General features: G+C 42.0%; 16 protein-coding genes and 1 pseudogene. 10 read left to right on the top strand and 7 right to left on the bottom strand.

Going from position 1 to position 17,225, the window contains the following annotated elements; all coding sequences use genetic code 11:
• The first annotated feature begins 13 nt into the window (after window positions 1–13).
• Entirely contained in the window at window positions 14–1,066 is a 1,053-nt protein-coding gene (gene aroG, locus AAC852_RS08610) for a 3-deoxy-7-phosphoheptulonate synthase AroG (protein ID WP_340620679.1), read from the top strand.
• Window positions 1,067–1,131: 65 nt separating this feature from the next.
• Here aroG and gpmA read toward each other — a convergent pair whose 3' ends face one another.
• The 4 genes from gpmA to modE all read right to left on the bottom strand — a co-directional run bounded on the left by gpmA (window position 1,132) and on the right by modE (window position 5,780).
• The gene (gene gpmA / locus AAC852_RS08605; protein ID WP_340620678.1) at window positions 1,132–1,884 is read right to left on the bottom strand and encodes a 2,3-diphosphoglycerate-dependent phosphoglycerate mutase; all 753 of its coding nucleotides are present in this window, start codon (window positions 1,882–1,884) and stop codon (window positions 1,132–1,134) included.
• 310 nt (window positions 1,885–2,194) lie between these two features.
• Window positions 2,195–3,043, bottom strand: coding sequence for a CPBP family intramembrane glutamic endopeptidase (locus AAC852_RS08600; RefSeq protein WP_340620677.1), 849 nt, complete (start codon window positions 3,041–3,043; stop codon window positions 2,195–2,197).
• A gap of 224 nt (window positions 3,044–3,267) precedes the next feature.
• On the bottom strand, window positions 3,268–4,752 hold the full coding sequence (gene modF / locus AAC852_RS08595; RefSeq protein ID WP_340620676.1) for a molybdate ABC transporter ATP-binding protein ModF: 1,485 nt from the start codon (window positions 4,750–4,752) through the stop codon (window positions 3,268–3,270).
• Window positions 4,753–4,973: 221 nt separating this feature from the next.
• Complete coding sequence (gene modE, locus AAC852_RS08590) at window positions 4,974–5,780, bottom strand: molybdenum-dependent transcriptional regulator (protein ID WP_340620675.1); 807 nt, start codon at window positions 5,778–5,780, stop codon at window positions 4,974–4,976.
• A 212-nt stretch (window positions 5,781–5,992) separates the two neighbouring features.
• Here modE and AAC852_RS08585 point away from each other — a divergent pair, with 212 nt between their 5' ends.
• From AAC852_RS08585 to modC, 4 genes and pseudogenes are all read left to right on the top strand, one after another.
• Window positions 5,993–6,139, top strand: a complete 147-nt coding sequence (locus tag AAC852_RS08585) for an AcrZ family multidrug efflux pump-associated protein (RefSeq protein ID WP_340620674.1) — start codon at window positions 5,993–5,995, stop codon at window positions 6,137–6,139.
• A 258-nt stretch (window positions 6,140–6,397) separates the two neighbouring features.
• A pseudogene (gene modA / locus AAC852_RS08580) lies at window positions 6,398–7,179 on the top strand (molybdate ABC transporter substrate-binding protein).
• 17 nt (window positions 7,180–7,196) lie between these two features.
• Window positions 7,197–7,889, top strand: a complete 693-nt coding sequence (gene modB, locus AAC852_RS08575) for a molybdate ABC transporter permease subunit (protein WP_340620767.1) — start codon at window positions 7,197–7,199, stop codon at window positions 7,887–7,889.
• Window positions 7,883–8,947 (top strand): molybdenum ABC transporter ATP-binding protein ModC, encoded by a 1,065-nt coding sequence (modC, locus tag AAC852_RS08570; RefSeq protein ID WP_340620673.1) that lies wholly within the window; start codon window positions 7,883–7,885, stop codon window positions 8,945–8,947. The genes modB and modC overlap by 7 nt, the downstream gene beginning before the upstream one ends.
• A 107-nt stretch (window positions 8,948–9,054) precedes the next feature.
• Here the strand turns inward: modC and AAC852_RS08565 are convergent, their stop codons facing one another.
• On the bottom strand, window positions 9,055–9,870 hold the full coding sequence (locus tag AAC852_RS08565; RefSeq protein WP_340620672.1) for a pyridoxal phosphatase: 816 nt from the start codon (window positions 9,868–9,870) through the stop codon (window positions 9,055–9,057).
• Between the two features lie 99 nt (window positions 9,871–9,969).
• On the opposite strand from AAC852_RS08565, the gene pgl reads away from it, so the two are divergent.
• The gene (gene pgl / locus AAC852_RS08560; RefSeq protein ID WP_340620671.1) at window positions 9,970–10,956 is read left to right on the top strand and encodes a 6-phosphogluconolactonase; all 987 of its coding nucleotides are present in this window, start codon (window positions 9,970–9,972) and stop codon (window positions 10,954–10,956) included.
• 370 nt (window positions 10,957–11,326) lie between these two features.
• Here pgl and AAC852_RS08555 read toward each other — a convergent pair whose 3' ends face one another.
• Both AAC852_RS08555 and bioA read right to left on the bottom strand, forming a co-directional pair.
• Window positions 11,327–11,545, bottom strand: a complete 219-nt coding sequence (locus AAC852_RS08555) for a hypothetical protein (protein ID WP_340620670.1) — start codon at window positions 11,543–11,545, stop codon at window positions 11,327–11,329.
• Window positions 11,546–11,798: 253 nt separating this feature from the next.
• On the bottom strand, window positions 11,799–13,079 hold the full coding sequence (gene bioA, locus AAC852_RS08550; protein ID WP_340620669.1) for an adenosylmethionine--8-amino-7-oxononanoate transaminase: 1,281 nt from the start codon (window positions 13,077–13,079) through the stop codon (window positions 11,799–11,801).
• Window positions 13,080–13,174: 95 nt separating this feature from the next.
• Here bioA and bioB point away from each other — a divergent pair, with 95 nt between their 5' ends.
• From bioB to bioD, 4 genes are read left to right on the top strand one after another with little or no spacing between them, the layout of a single operon-like run.
• Complete coding sequence (bioB, locus tag AAC852_RS08545; RefSeq protein ID WP_340620668.1) at window positions 13,175–14,215, top strand: biotin synthase BioB; 1,041 nt, start codon at window positions 13,175–13,177, stop codon at window positions 14,213–14,215.
• Window positions 14,215–15,366 carry an 8-amino-7-oxononanoate synthase gene (bioF, locus tag AAC852_RS08540; RefSeq protein ID WP_340620766.1) on the top strand — a complete coding sequence of 384 codons (1,152 nt, stop codon included), beginning with the start codon at window positions 14,215–14,217 and terminating at the stop codon, window positions 15,364–15,366. Before bioB ends, bioF begins: the two co-directional genes overlap by 1 nt.
• Window positions 15,356–16,123 carry a malonyl-ACP O-methyltransferase BioC gene (bioC, locus tag AAC852_RS08535; protein ID WP_340620765.1) on the top strand — a complete coding sequence of 256 codons (768 nt, stop codon included), beginning with the start codon at window positions 15,356–15,358 and terminating at the stop codon, window positions 16,121–16,123. The genes bioF and bioC overlap by 11 nt, the downstream gene beginning before the upstream one ends.
• Entirely contained in the window at window positions 16,113–16,796 is a 684-nt protein-coding gene (bioD, locus tag AAC852_RS08530; RefSeq protein WP_340620667.1) for a dethiobiotin synthase, read from the top strand. The genes bioC and bioD overlap by 11 nt, the downstream gene beginning before the upstream one ends.
• The last annotated feature ends 429 nt before the right edge of the window (window positions 16,797–17,225 follow it).

The following is a 17,225-nucleotide window of genomic DNA, read 5'->3' as shown; positions in this document are numbered from 1 at the left end:
AGGTGGAAGGTCGATGAATTACCAGAATGACGATATAAAAATAAGGAAAATAACAGAATTATTACCACCAGTTGCATTGCTCGAAAAATTTCCTGCGACAAAAGCTACTGCTATTACTGTCCGTGAAGCCCGTGAAGCTATTCATAACATTTTAACTGGTGAAGATGATCGTCTATTGGTAGTAATTGGCCCGTGCTCAATTCATGATCCAAAGGCTGCATTGGAATATGCAGAGCGCCTGAACAAATTACGTAAGGAATTGAAGGCAGATTTGGAAATCGTGATGCGGGTTTATTTTGAAAAACCTCGTACCACAATAGGTTGGAAGGGGTTAATTAATGACCCGAAAATGGATTGTAGTTTTGATATCAATGATGGATTACGTATAGCACGTAAGCTTCTAATAGATATTAACGATATGGGATTACCCGCAGCAGGTGAATACCTTGATATGATCACACCTCAATATCTTGCAGATCTCATGAGTTGGGGAGCGATAGGAGCGCGTACAACAGAGTCCCAGGTTCATCGTGAGTTAGCATCTGGTCTTTCTTGCCCGGTTGGTTTTAAGAATGGTACTGACGGTACAATAAAAGTTGCGATTGATGCCATTAATGCAGCCAGCTCATCACACTGTTTCCTGTCAGTGACTAAATGGGGTCACTCAGCGATTGTTAACACTGTAGGTAATCAGGATTGCCATATTATTCTGCGTGGTGGTAAAAAGCCGAATTATAGTGCTGAACACGTCGATGCTGTCAAAGAAGATTTGAAAAAAGCAGGATTAGCACCACGGGTAATGATTGATTTCAGCCATGCAAACAGCGCGAAGCAATTCAAAAGGCAAATGGATGTTGGTACTGATGTTTGTGGTCAGATTTCCGCAGGAGAAACTGCGATTATCGGCGTGATGGTTGAAAGCAATCTGGTTGAAGGCAACCAAAGCTTGGATGGTGACGAACCTCTGGTTTATGGACAAAGTGTGACAGATGCCTGTATTGGCTGGGATGATACAGAGACTTTATTGCGGCAATTATCTCGGGCTGTCAGGGCTCGCCGGGGTTAAACCAGTATGAAAAAAGCCGGAGTGACTTCCGGCTTTTGCTTATTATCTTTAATAGATAGTCTGAATTACTTTGCCTTACCTTGGTTTGCTACTGCGGCTGCTTTTGCAGCGATCTCATCTGCATTACCTAGATAATAGTGTTTGATTGGTTTCATGTTTTCGTCAAATTCATAAACCAATGGCACAGCAGTTGGGATGTTCAATTCAAGAATTTCATCTTCGCCCATGTTGTCCAGATATTTCACCAGCGCCCGCAGGGAGTTGCCATGAGCGGCAATAATGACTTTTTCACCATTTGCAACACGAGGTCTGATAACTTCTTCCCAATAAGGAACAACACGTTCGATAGTGGTTGCCAGACTTTCTGTGACAGGAAGTTCTTCTGGTTTCAGGTTTGCATAGCGAGGATCATGACCAGGATAACGTTCATCATCTTTAGTCAAGTCTGGAGGCGTGATTGCAAACCCACGACGCCACAATTTAACTTGATCATCACCGTATTTAGCCGCTGTTTCAGCTTTGTCCAGACCTTGCAGTGCACCATAATGACGTTCATTCAGTTTCCAGCTTTTTTCAACTGGCAGCCATTGCTGATCGACTTGGTCCAAAATATTCCACAAAGTATGAATGGCACGTTTTAAAACAGAAGTGTAGGCAAAATCAAAAGTAAAACCTTCTTGTTTTAGCAATTGACCAGCCTGTTGTGCTTCAGAGCGGCCTTTATCAGACAATTCAACATCAGTCCAGCCGGTAAAGCGGTTCTCTTTGTTCCACTCACTTTCACCATGCCTTACAAGGACCAGCTTAGTTACAGCCATAGCTTAAACTCCTATCATTAACTTTTTAATACAAAATAAAATGGTCGCTGGGGGCATTATATGGCGCGATAGACCGAAACGGCAAACAATAGTCTCGGAACATCTGATTTAAATCATGTTTAGGCACATCTGAAGACAGTTGCAGCCTGATTATTTCTGCCATTTTTCAAGTGCAGCTTCATTGGCGGTGTTCACTCATCCCGGTTACATAGATCTATATTCCCTGGAGTTTGTTCCCTTGCCGTTGAACCGCATCTTGAAATTTATTGAGCATGGCTGCAACTGGAGATTGGTTGGAATCAGATTCCGTTTAGCTGATGACTGCTTTTATCGGATAAGTGTAAAACAGCAGATGTAACACATTAAGCGTAAAGTGGAATCCGACAGCTACCCATAAACGTCCACTCCACATCCATGCTATACCATAAATCAGCCCCGCCAGTGTTGCGAAAGCCATCAGCAGGACACCGCCAGCAAAATGAGCAACACCAAATATTAGCGAAGTTATGAGAAGTGCAAAATAAGGGTTCATCCACTGGCTGAGTTTTTGTTGAATATAACCACGGAATAAGGCTTCTTCTGCCAATGAAACGAATAAGATATTGGCAGCAACAAATGCAGGAAACCAGCTAGGGAGATGGAGTTCAACGGCTAATCCACCGAGAACAGTCGCGAGCCCTAATAATGCAGGTATAGTTGCGATTAACAGTGCCCAACCATGTGCCGGAGCATTAACCATCGGATTGCGGCGGAATAAACTTGGCATGCAGCATAATAAAATAAAAGGGATCAATGCCTTATCAAAATTAAAATACATGGAAAAAGGTGCGCTGAGTGGCCCAACCTGTACTTTATCCAGATATTTCAGGTTATGAAAACCGGGGATGTAATGTATAAATAACAAAATACTCACAATAACCAATAGCAATTCGGTCATATTTTTACCGATAGTATGCTTTTTGGTGACAGTATGCTTTTGGGTATTGAAATAGATATGTGTTACACCCAACACGCTTATTATTAATAGTGAGATAATCGCTGGGTAGGCCAGCACATGAGTACTGATCCCAACAACAATAGCTAAAAATGCAATGAAGAAAGCGATTTTTTGGCGAATATCTAGCAGTGCCAACGAAACGGCAAGTAAAGTCCAGCCCATACAATTCTCGGTTATTTTTGAAAAAAATAGGTAAATAGTCTAAAAATAGACCGAGATTTTATAGCAAGAGAGAGAAAATTCAAAAAAAATAATAAAAAATACCAAAAAAGTGTTCCGTACCGTTCTGCGAGCGGGTAAACCATCTTCTTCATTCGAGAGACGGTGCAGTGTGTAAACTTACCCCCCTCTTAGTGTTATTTGAGAGAGGGGGGATTGTTAAGTACTCACGAAAGGGAACGAGAAGTCAGCTCTGTTTCATATCGGTAGACATCACCATCAGGAATAAATTTCAGCCGATGAGTAATACATTCAGGCGCATCTTCCTGGTGGTGAGAAACAAACAAAAGTTGTGTATCACCACTTCTAATCATGATGTCAATGAAGCGCAAAACTAGTTGACGATTGAGTGGATCAAGCCCTTGTAATGGCTCATCCAGAATTAATAATGCCGGATGTTTCACTAAGGCGCGGGCAATCAACACTAACCGTTGTTGTCCCCATGACAGGCTATGAAATGGACTGTTTGCAGTAGCGCCAGATAATCCTAATAGCACTAGCCATTCATCAGCTAATTGTTGTTGGCGATCTGAAACTGCCTGATAAAGCCCAATAGAATCAAAGAAACCGGAGAGGATAACATTACGGACGCTGGTACTGACACGATATTCGAGATGAATACTATTGCTGACATAACCGATATGACGTTTTATATCCCAGATAGTTTCACCACTTCCTCGTTGGCGGCCGAATAAAATCAGGTGATTGTTATAACCTTGAGGATGATCACCAGTGATCAGGCTGAGAAGAGTGGATTTTCCGGCACCATTTTCACCGATGATTTGCCAGTGTTCACCAGGCTTAACCTGCCAGTTCAGTCCATGCAATATTGGTTTATCGTTGTATTGAACAACCATATTGTGCATTGATATTAAAGGTTGATCGGTGGGGAGTTGTTTATCAGCCCGGCATTCGTCTGGCTCTGGTAGTTGAATATTTTTTAGAGCCTCACTGTGTGCCAACTGTGCTATAAGAGATTCAGCCAAAATATGCTTTTTTTCTCCGACTAATGTCAAATGACAATCAGCCAATACACCAATTTGTTCTACAAAATCAGGGATCTGGTTAAATCGGTTTAAGATTAAAACCAGAGTGATGCCTTTTGTGGTCAGAGTCTCTAATAATTGAGATAACTGATTTCTGGCATAAGCATCTAGCCCATCAAAAGGCTCATCAAGGATTAAAAGGTCTGGATCGGCCATTAATGCTTGGCAAAGCAATACCTTGCGTACTTCTCCAGTAGAAAGATATTTAAAACGGCGTGAAAGCAAGTCTTTAATGCCAAAGTATTTTGTGAGTTCAAGGCACAACTCATTGTCTTTGTGATACATTTGGATCACTTCTGCGGCAGTACGTCCCGTATCTTCTTCATCCTCACTGAGTAAATCTGTATTGTTGCGTTGCCATTCTTCATCGATCAACTGTTGAAGCTGCTCGAAAGAGATTCGTATCGGAGTATGAAAAGAGCAATGTGTTTCACCTGTCAGTTGAGTTAATTCATTTGATAAAACACGAGCCAGAGAAGACTTTCCACTGCCATTAGCGCCGACAAATGCCCAGTTTTCCCCGGAAATAATTTTTAGTGACGGTAGCCGCAGAATACGGGTGTCACTTAAACGGAAACTACTTTGCTTTACTTGCAATTCAGACATTTCTATTCCTTTTTAAGCAACATCAACTAAAGGATCACAGAAATAAGCGGAATAATCTTCAATGTCAATGAGTAGTCGTCTGTTATTCGTTATGGGTTGATATTTTGGGAAGGGAGGTACAAAAATTGTTACAGCAATCGTTACAACAGCCATTACAACAACAGTACAGATACCCCCTGACAATAAGTATCAGGGGGCAAGTATCAATAACATATCGCTAATTAATATAATGCTGCAATGATCACCTTATCTGCATTAAAAAGGGCAGTCACAGGGGCATGCAGTTGAAGATCCAAATTTTCTATTTCCTGATTGGATAATGTGACACAAAGTGATTCACCACCATCAAGTGTCAGAATAATTTCACTGCATTGTTTTCCTGTTTCAATCTGGCTGATTTGACCAGATAACTTATTCTCAAAAGAGATCTTGTTGGAGGACATTGCAGCTACTGTGTCTTTGCTTAAGGTAATCCACGGAGCCTTAATTAAGGCGATCACCTCCTTACCTTTTGCCAGATTTAATCGGTTAGCGCTTTGCTCTGTTACTGCAGCACAAATTGATGTTTTGTTATCAGCCAGCAGGATACGGACATTTTGCTGAACGTTCTCATCATCACGTTCGACAATGGTTCCGAAAAATTGATTTCTGGCACTGGTTTGGAGGGAAAAGCGGGATATGGCTGCTAACAAGCTATCCAAAGGTAATGAATCCTGATTGAGAACATCAAATGCTTTTTGTTGAATTTTTTCCAACAGCTCGTAGAGCTGTATCAAGCGTTCACCATAACGTGTAAGTTGGGCACCTCCACCCCCTTTTCCACCAGTTGCACGATCAACTAATAACTCATCTGCGAGATGATTCATTTCATTGATAGCATCCCATGCACTTTTATAGCTGATACCAGCTTGCCTGGCTCCCTGACTGATAGAACCCGTGATTTTAATCTGTTTTAGTAACTCAATTCGTCGGGGATCGGCGAAAACCCGGTGCTGCAATTTGAGTGTTAATAATATTTCTGCTTGCATAGTGATTTATTCAGGCAACTATTTGAAAGTTTTTACAGAATAACTGTAAGAATCGCACGTTTCGTCGGTTACTGTTATCTTTTTATTGTCTAGAATAGTGAGATTATTGTCTGTGCAGTACGTTGCTCTTGCTCTGGTAGCGGACAAAGAGAGTTAAATAAGGTACAGTTTATTTTGGGCTAGATGATAGTCACTCATGATATGAGGATGACATGTTTGAGTTGATTAAAAGTATGGCGTTTGCGCTGATTATGGTTCCCGTTGTTATGGCAGTAATTCTGGGATTGATTTACGGGCTTGGCGAGCTGTTTAACTTTATTTCCAAAAACGAATCGAAAAATCTTGAACGAAAGCTTTGATCTCAGTTGATTGAGCATCAGAGTTCACCTTACCCGGTTTTTCCGGGTAATTCTTTTTTGTCTTATGCTTTTTCCTCATCAAGCGCCAGCTTACAAATAAAAATTCTCCACATCCTGGATTGCAACACCTGCCCAAGTGAACACAAAAGCTAAAACTGGCTCACAACTTGCCGATTAATCTCAGGATAGTATTTTCATTTAACGTTGTATCTTGTTATATACAGCGCACCGTCTTGGTTATCATAAGTGGAATACAACATGAAAAAGCGCATAGCAAAGAATTTTTATCAGTTACTGACAGGAACTGTAGTTTCTTTTGCACTTGTCGGAAATGGTTGGGCAGCGGAGAAAGTAACTGTTTTCGCTGCTGCATCATTAACGAATGCACTTAATGATATTGCTGAGCAGTATAAAAAAGAAAATCAGGGAGATATTGTTGCTTCTTACGCATCATCTTCAACATTGGCTCGCCAGATAGAGCAGGGAGCACCCGCAGATATTTTTGTTTCTGCTGATCAACAATGGATGGATTATCTTTCTGATAAGAAACTTATTGTTGAAAATACTCGTCATACTTTGCTAGGGAATCAACTGGTTTTGATTGCTCCCAAAGAGAGTAAACTGAATAAAATCGATATCAATCGAGAAACAAAATGGCAGTCTTTACTGGCTGGAGGACGTTTAGCGGTTGGTGACCCTGATCATGTTCCTGTTGGTATTTATGCTAAAGAATCCTTGCAATATCTGGGTGCGTGGAACTTGGTTAACCCATTGTTGGCTCGTACCAATAATGTACGTAGCGGTATGGCTTTGGTGAACGGGAAGAAGTACCATTGGGAATTGTTTATGGTTCTGATGCCGTTGCCAGCAAGAAAGTGAAAGTGGTTGGTATATTCCCGCAAGAGAGTCATAAACCAGTGGAATATCCCATTGCAATTATTAAAGGTCACGAAAATCAGGCAGTACGTGATTTTTATGATTATCTCAAAACCCCTGAAGCCGTTAACATTTTCAAACGTTACGGTTTTAATCCACTGTAGGAACTATTCTTTTGGAGATGTTAAGTGAATATGAATGGCAGGCAATTTTACTGAGTCTGAAAGTCTCAGGTATTGCGGTGTTATTCAGTTTGCCATTAGGGATCTTGATGGCATGGGTTTTGGCGCGCTGTCAGTTTTTGGGGAAGTCTCTGCTTGATAGCCTTGTTCATCTGCCGTTGGTATTACCTCCGGTTGTTGTTGGTTACCTGTTGTTAATCAGCATGGGACGCCGAGGTATACTTGGGGAGTTTCTTTATAATTGGTTTGGCGTTAGCTTTGCGTTTAACTGGACAGGAGCTGCTCTGGCTTCAGCAGTTGTATCTTTTCCGTTAATGGTCAGAGCCATCCGGTTGGCATTGGAGGCTATAGACCTTCGTCTGGAGCAGGCCGCTCGCACATTAGGAGCAAGTTCACTTAAAGTCTTTTTTACCATTACCTTACCGCTTTCATTACCGGGAATAATAGTTGGTTCTGTGCTGGCTTTTGCCCGTTCACTGGGGGAATTTGGTGCCACAATCACTTTTGTATCGAATATCCCCGGAGAAACACGCACTATCCCTCTGGCTATGTACACATTGATTGAAATGCCCGGTGCAGAAACGGCAGCCGCACGTTTATGTATCATTGCTATAGTGCTGGCCTTGGTTTCATTGTTGATCTCTGAGTGGTTAACTCGTTGGGGAAGAAAGCGGCTGGGGGCCGTATGTTAGAGCTAAGTGTTGAACAGCGTTTGGGTGATCTGCATATGCAGGTTGATACCACTTTGCCAACAGAAAGCATTACCGCCATATTTGGGCTTTCAGGTGCAGGTAAGACTTCGTTAATTAATGTCATTGCTGGTTTAACCCGACCACAAAATGGCAGAATTGCCTTGAATGGACGTATCTTGATTGATACAGAACAAAAAATTTTTCTGCCACCAGAAAAACGCCGAATTGGATATGTATTTCAGGATGCCCGCCTTTTTCCTCATTATCGGGTCAAAGGAAATTTGCAATATGGCATGTCACCCGATATGCAACTGCAATTTGATAAAATTGTAGATTTACTTGGTATTGGTCATTTACTGTCCCGCTTCCCGATAACTTTATCAGGAGGTGAAAAACAGCGAGTTGCAATTGGGCGTGCATTACTGACCGGGCCTGAATTACTGTTGATGGATGAACCAATGGCTTCATTGGATCTGCCGCGTAAACGTGAGTTGTTGCCTTATCTGGAAAAATTGTCAGAAGACGTTAAGCTCCCAATCCTGTATGTCAGTCACAGTTTGGATGAAGTTGTCCATTTAGCAGATAGCGTGGTTGTTATGGATAAGGGAAAAATCAGAGCCACAGGTTCACTGGAAGAAGTATGGTCAAACAGCATACTGCGTCCGTGGTTACAAAAAGAGAGTCTTAGCAGCATACTACCTGTGATTGTGATGGATCACCACCAACGTCATCAGATGACGGCGGTAGCGGTGGGAGATAAAGCCCTTTGGTTGCCGAAAATCGATGCAGTTGCAGGAACTGGCTTGCGTATCCGAATTGATGCATCGGATGTCTCTTTAGTATTAGAACCACCAAGAGGCAGCAGTATCCGCAATACCTTACAGGTGAAAGTCATCGAGATCTTTGAAGAGGCTGGTCAGGTTGATGTCAAATTGTCGTTAAGCGATCAATTCCTATGGGCAAGGATCACACCATGGGCGCGGGAGGAGCTTAACTTACGCACAGGGCAATGGTTGTATGCTCAGATAAAAAGTATTTCACTGAATCGACACCTGTAAGGTCAACTATTCACGAAAGAAAAAATTGAAAAAAATAAAAGGATAGATGATTCAGGGAGGGAAACTGTTTTTCGCTTCCCCTTGAATCCAGCGAATTAAGTGAAAAGCTAAAGCGCATATTTTCGAATGACTTCCGCAATACCGGGCTGAGTATTGTTCTTTGTAACAAGATCTGCCCGTGCTTTGACATCATCGACAGCATTTCCCATAGCAACACCTAGACCTGCTGCTTCCAGCATACTGAGATCATTATAATTATCGCCAAAAGCCAGGACATCATTCATACTCATCCCTTGTGACTCTACCCATTGCTGTAAACGCATCCCTTTGCTATTGCCTTTTTTGGTGATATCGACCTGATCAAACCATGACCATTCACATGCCAGACCCACATTTTTCTCAATTTGCTCGCTAACCTCACGCAGTTTCTCTAAATCGGGAGAGCTGGTAGCGAACTTCCAGATGAAATTCACATTGTGCAGTGCTTCCTGAAAATTCTTAATGTGCTGGAGAGTAGGGCGTTGGTGCTCAGGCAGAGAATTTGACCACGCAAAGGTACGGGTAACTGTGTGTGGAAATTCATATAAAATAGCCTCATCAACATACATCAGATGCTCAATTTCCGCACCCTGCAAATAAGAAAGTGCTTGAGAGGCTTCTTGAATAGAGAGAGGATTGGCAGCCAGAACCTTTTTAGCGTGGTAATCGTATGAATAAGCCCCGTTACAGCAAATAGCTGGAGTATCGAGTTGGAGTGCTTGATAGAAAGGGTGAATGGCAACATGATGACGCCCAGTGACAATCAAGACCTTAATACCCGCCTGGCAAGCTTCACTTAGGGCTGTTATTGACTCTGGCAGAATATTTTTTTGTGGATCAAGTAATGTTCCATCCAGATCCAGTGCGATAACGCGGTATGACATGAGTTAGCCTCTAGATTGTTGATGATTTAAGCAAATATTATATGCTAATTAGAATTATTACAGATCAATAAAATAGTGATGGAGCGTTAAGGAGAGAAAATGAAACAAGTGGTTTATACAGCCAGTCCGAATAGTTGTCAGATTCATGTCTGGTCTCTGAATATTGTTGGAGAACTTTCGTTACTCCAGACGGTAAATGTACCGGGTGAAGTACAACCGATGGTGGTTAATCCTGATGGTAAACATTTATATGTAGGGATACGCCCTCAATTCAACATCGTAACTTATAAAATTGGCTCTGATGGACGATTGGAGCAACAAGCCATTGCACCATTACCGGGTAGCCCGACTCATATTTCAACGGACAAAGCAGGGCGTTTTTTATTTTCTGCTTCCTATAGCTTCAACAATTTAAGTGTTCACCCTATTGACAAAAATGGCGTTGTCAAAGCACCGATCCAAATTGTAGAAGGGTTGAAAGCACCACATTCGGCCAATATTGATCGGGAGAATCGCCAATTATTGGTTCCATGTTTGAAAGAAGATCATATTCGTATTTTTGATTTGAATGAGCAGGGATATCTGACAGAAAGCCGTGCCGACGAAATTACAACAGAATCAGGTGCAGGCCCACGCCATATGGCTTTTCATTCAGAAAAGGAGGCAATTTATTGCATTAATGAGCTCGATTCAACCGTAGATGTGCTGCGTAAATGGGAGAAATACCGCATAATACAATCTGTTGATTCATTGCCTGCTGATTTTTCCAGTGTCCGTTGGTCTGCGGATATTCATATCACACCGGATGGCCGTCATCTCTATACCAGCGAGCGTTCTGAAAGTGTGATTAGTCACTTCCGTGTTTCAGAAGATGGCTATCATCTGACATTAGCAGGACATTACCCGACAGAAAGTCAGCCTCGTGGTTTTGCTATAGATTACAGTGGTAACTTTTTAATCTCGTCAGGGCAGAAATCCAATCATATTTCAGTATCCAGCATTGATAAATACAGCGGAAAACTGACCCAATTGGCGCGTTATCCGGTTGGTAAAGGCCCTATGTGGGTAACAGTATTGGCATTGTAATTGGAAGCCGCGCAAATTCTTAGCGCGGCATTTGCTTCTTCTTCTAAAAAATTATGCTGATACCCGGCCATCTTTTAGGCAAGACTAAAGGTGCCAACTCCTGAGAAAACAATAGGATATGTAACCAGTATATGATGTTGATATACAGAAATTAAATCTCCCAAATAAGTACTACCTTTAAATAAACGCAGATAGATTTTTTGAGGATAAATGAAAAGTTGGAAATTAAGCGGAGTATTTATAATTGTATTGGTATGGTGTATTACACCACCAAGATAGAGATGGTTAAAATTCAATTGTGGCATATTATATCCACCATAAATATACCCATTGAAATTAGCATTCCTTCTTGTATTTGGAGCAGTTCCAATTAAAACAGGATAAGATGATACTTGAATAAACGGATAACTTCCATACTGGACATATGTGTTAATATTAAAATATCCACTGACATAAAATGAGCCAGTTCAGGTTTCTCTTTTGCTATTGCCTCATAATGCAATTGCTCTTGCTCATACATGTCGTTGGACTGTGTAAATATAGCATCCAGTTCGTCTTTAGAAGGTACAACTAAGTTTTCTTGGTTCATGATAATATCCCTCTCTGGTTAGAATAAATATGACTGTGTACGCAATATATCAGAAAATTTATTTTTAAATGATGAAGAATATAGATAATTATTTGATAATATTTATCAGTGACTGATTTTTGAAGTTAATTTGGATAATTATATGGCGAGTTTAATAATATAAATCGACAAATAAATAACTTTAAAAAAATAGAAGAGATAATTAAATTTTAGGAAAATAAGGCCAGCATAATTATAATGCTGACCTTAATGATTAAATTATTGCATCAGTAATAGCATTTGTCAGTTTCGACAATTGCCCAGGCTGAATAATATAAGGAGGCATTAAATAAATTAAGCGTCCAAATGGTCTTATCCAAACCCCCTGTTGTACGAAATGATGCTGTAGAGAAACCATATCAACAGGCTGTTTTATTTCTACAACGCCAATTGCACCTAATACCCGTACATCTTCAACCGTTTCATGTGATTTCAGAGGCAGCAACTCTTTTTTTAACTGAGATTCAATTGACTGAATACGCTGTTGCCACTGGCTCCCAGTAAGTAGTTTCAGACTGGAGCTGGCAACGGCACAAGCCAGTGGATTGCCCATAAAAGTTGGGCCATGCATAAAACAGCCAGCCTCACTCTGGCTGATGATTTCTGCTACATGGCGAGTTGTTAACGTTGCGGATAACGTCATATAACCGCCTGTTAGTGCTTTACCCAAGCATAAAATATCTGGTTCGATATCAGCATGTTCACAGGCAAATAACTTACCTGTGCGGCCAAATCCGGTAGCAATTTCATCCACAATCAGCAAAATCTGGTATTCATGACAAAGTTGACGGACCTGACGCAGATACTCAGGATGATAAATTCGCATTCCGCCCGCTCCCTGAACAATCGGTTCCAGAATGACAGCAGCGATTTCGTCATGATGCTGTTGCATTAATTGCCGGAAAGAAGCGATATCTTCTGGTTGCCATTCACCATCAAAACGGGATTGAGGGGCATCCGCAAATAGATGATTGGGGAGATAGCCTTTATAAAGGCTATGCATTGAATTATCGGGATCACAGACCGACATTGCGCCAAAAGTATCGCCATGATAACCATGACGTAGTGTCAGAAATTTCTGGCGTCTTTTCTCCTGTTTTTTCTCTTTGGCTTGCCAATATTGCAGCGCCATTTTCATGGCAACTTCCACAGCAACAGATCCGGAATCGGCCAGAAAAACACACTCTAATGGTGCAGGGGTCATTGCCACTAGCTGTTTACACAGTTTAATAGCAGGTGGATGGATAATACCGCCAAACATTACATGAGACATTTTGCCAACTTGCGTTGTTGCCGCTTCATTAAGCACAGAATGATTGTAGCCGTGGATGGCGGCCCACCATGAAGACATGCCATCAATTAACTTACGACCATCTGACAATACCAGTTCAACGCCGCTGGCTGAAACAACAGGATAAGTCGGCAGTGGATTGCTCATTGATGTATACGGATGCCAGATATGGCGCAGGTCAAATTCAATATCTGAACGATTCATGACAAATTTATTGTAAACCTTTTTTAGTTTGTTTTAGTTGACATGATAGCGGCGTTATTTAAACTGACAACATTTTTCATACTGGAGAAATTACTGTGAGTGAGCGTCAACAATGGACTATCAAACAGGCACAGGCACTGTTTGATAAACCTTTTTTTGAATTATTGTTTCAGGCACAGCAGATACACCGCGAACATTTTGATCCACAGCAAGTACAGGTCAGCACACTTCTTTCAATAAAAACCGGAGCCTGTCCAGAAGACTGTAAATATTGTCCACAAAGTTCCCGTTATAAAACGGGTCTGGAAAAAGAACGCTTGATGGAAGTGGAAAAAGTCATTGAATCTGCGCGCAAAGCCAAAAATGCAGGTTCAACCCGTTTTTGTATGGGAGCAGCATGGAAAAACCCACACGAACGGGATATGCCTTATCTGGAGAAGATGGTTAAAGAAGTTAAGGCATTGGGCATGGAAACTTGTATGACACTGGGAATGTTGAACCCATCTCAGGCACAGCGTCTGGCAGAGGCGGGTCTGGACTACTATAACCATAACCTGGACACCTCGCCGGAATTTTACGGCAATATCATTACCACACGCAGCTACCAGGACAGGCTGGATACACTGGAAAATGTCAGGGATGTAGGCATTAAGGTGTGTTCTGGAGGTATTGTGGGTTTGGGGGAGGAAATTCGTGATCGGGCAGCATTGTTGGTACAACTGGCAAATTTGCCGAAACCGCCTGAAAGCGTGCCAATCAACATGCTGGTAAAAGTTAAAGGAACGCCACTGGAAAGTAACGAAGACGTCGATCCATTTGACTTTATTCGTACCATTGCGGTGGCCCGGATCATGATGCCGAAATCTTATGTCCGTTTATCCGCAGGGCGTGAACAGATGAATGAACAGACTCAAGCTATGTGTTTTATGGCCGGGGCCAACTCTATTTTTTACGGCTGTAAATTGCTGACGACTCCGAATCCGGAGGAAGATAAAGACCTGCAACTGTTCCGCAGATTGGGCCTCAATCCTCAGCAGACAAAAACAGCATTTGGTGATAATCAGCAGCAGCAACACTTGACAGAAGCGATCATAAACAGTGCTGAAAATGAACAATTCTATAATGCGGCAATATGATGAATTGGTCAGATTTTATCTCCCGGCGTTTGGCTGAACGCCGGGGCACATCTTTATGGCGTAGCAGGCAAGTCCATTTGGGTTCAAATGGGCAACTCTTAGACACTTCTGATGGTCAGTATCTAAACTTTTCCAGTAACGACTATCTTGGATTGAGCCAACATCCGCAAATTATTGCTGCCTGGCAACAAGGAGCGGAGCGGTATGGTGTAGGCAGCGGTGGTTCGGGGCATGTTACAGGTTATACCGCAGCTCACCATATGCTGGAACAACAACTGGCGGAATGGCTTGGTTATTCCCGGGCTTTACTGTTCATTTCTGGTTATGCCGCTAATCAAGGCGTGATAGCGGCATTGATGGAAAAAGAAGATCGTATTATTGCTGATCGCCTGAGCCATGCTTCATTGATGGAAGCCGCTATGCAGTCTCCAGCTCAACTGCGGCGCTTTCTGCACAATAATCCTGATTCTCTGAAACAACATCTGGCAAAAGAGTGTGCAGGTAAAACATTCGTGGTTACCGAGGGCGTTTTCAGTATGGATGGAGATAGCGCACCACTTGATGTGATTGCACAGCAAACACAATCTACGGGCAGTTGGTTATTGGTTGATGATGCTCACGGTATCGGTATTCGTGGGGATGAAGGGCGGGGTAGCTGTTGGTTGCGGGATGTGAAACCAGAGTTTTTAATCGTCACATTTGGTAAAGCATTTGGTTTAAGTGGTGCGGCTGTGTTGTGTGATGAACAAACCGCAGAGTACCTGGTTCAATATGCCCGACACTTGATTTACAGCACATCTATGCCACCTGCTCAGGCTGTAGCTCTTTCTGAAGCTGTGCGGCAAATCCGGGCTGGAGATGAATTACGCTACCGTCTGCAAAATAATATCCGTTATTTTCGCCGTGAGGCGCAAAACTTACCTTTTTCCCTGATGGGTTCTGAAACGGCTATTCAGCCTGTGATCATTGGTGATAATGAACGTTGTATCGCCTTATCCCACTCGCTTATGCAACAAAAATTATGGGTAAAAGCGATTCTTCCACCAACAGTGCCACCGGATAGTGCCCGCTTGCGTATCACACTGACAGCAAATCATACCCAACAACATATTGATGTATTACTGGAGGCGTTACGTGGATATGGCTGTTAAATGTGTTGATAAACAGGCGATTGCGGGAGCCTTTGGCAGGGCAGCCTCAGGCTATGACACGGTTGCGAAGCTGCAACAACAAACCGGGGAATACCTGATGGAATTGGCTTGGGCAGAAGATACTGGTATGCGGGTATTGGATGCTGGTTGTGGCACAGGTTTTTTTAGTAACCGCTGGAAACAATGGGGTAAACAGGTTATTGCATTGGATCTGGCTGCTGGCATGTTAAATCATGCTCAGAGTCAGCAAGCGGCTGACTATTATTTGCAAGGCGATATTGAGCATTTAGGGCTGGCGGATAGTAGTGTGGATATCTGTTTCAGTAACTTGGCTGTACAGTGGTGTAATGATCTGCCATGTGTATTACAGGAATTCCATCGCGTAACCCGTCCCGGAGGCCTTATTTTATTCTCCACTCTCGCACAGGGCTCACTGTGTGAGCTGGAAGCCGCATGGGAGCGTGTTGATTCTTATCGACACATCAATCAATTCCTGCCGTTGCAGGCGATCGCTGACGCGTGTGAGCCGTATCGGCATCAATTCATACACAAGCAATATAGCCAGCATTATCCACAGTTGCTGCTTTTATTGAATTCCTTGAAAGGTATCGGAGCTACACACCTTCATCGTGGCCGTCAACAGGGTTTGATGACGAAAAAACGCCTGAATGTTCTTTCAGAAGTGTATCCGAGAAATAATGGAAGTTACCCATTAAGCTATCAAATTGCTTTTGGAGTCATTTACTGTGACAAATAAATACTTTCTTACTGGGACTGATACCGAAGTGGGTAAAACGGTTGTCAGTTGTGCCTTGTTACAAGCGGCGAATAAAAAAGGTTATCAAACTGCGGGTTATAAACCAGTGGCATCAGGCAGTGAAGTAACTTCGGAAGGGGTACGTAATAGAGATGCTTTAGCTTTGCAGTATAACAGCTCAGTATCGCTGTCTTATCAGGAAGTTAATCCATTAGTATTTGTGGAACCTACTTCTCCCCATATTATCAGTGCTGAGCTCAATCAGCCGATCGAATTTACTGTGATGTCACAAGGCCTGGAAAAATTGGCGGTAAAAGCGAATTGGGTGTTAATTGAGGGGGCGGGTGGTTGGTATACACCATTATCTGAAAACACCACTTTCGCAGATTGGGTGATCCAGGAAAAACTGCCTGTGATCTTGACGGTAGGGATTAAATTGGGCTGTATCAACCATGCTGTCTTAACAGCAAAAGTTATTCAAGGTTCAGGTTTGGAATTAGTGGGTTGGGTTGCAAATGAAATAGAGCTCGCTGGCAAGCGTCAGGCTGAGTATTTAGCAACATTAAAACGGATGATTTCTGCACCCTTACTTGGTGTTATACCCCATTTAAGCGACTTAGATGGAAAAAATGACATTGGAGAATATATAAATATTGATTTATTGGTTAACTAATTATTTATTCTCTGTTAGTTAAAATAGCCCACTGAATAAGTGGGTTTTAGTGGAGATGTTGGTATAAAATATGCTTTATTTTAATAATTGCTGTTCTTTTTTTGAACAAAAAATAACGTGAAACTATTTCAAAATAATATGAAAACACTTCGCCATTGAAGAAATCCACAGAAGAGGATAACTCTGCAACCTCGCATACCTAATAGGATTTGTTGAGTTATCCACTGTTCCTGTGGATAACCTTGTGTATTAGGTTTAGAAAAGTAGTCTGACACAAGATGATACGCGGCTTGCGCAAGATTTGCTGTTATTCTCTCCTTTGCATTTTTTTTATTTAAAATTAATCAGTTATATAAAATCAATCCTTTTCAATGCCTCTTTATCATTCCCTGCTTTATCATTTCAGTAGCTAAAATGAAAATAAGAAAA

Source organism: Xenorhabdus siamensis, assembly GCF_037996745.1.
Taxonomy (GTDB): Bacteria; Pseudomonadota; Gammaproteobacteria; order Enterobacterales; family Enterobacteriaceae; genus Xenorhabdus; species Xenorhabdus indica.
The sequence above is the reverse complement of the archived record's forward strand: the minus strand, read 5'-3'. Positions and strand labels throughout refer to the sequence as shown.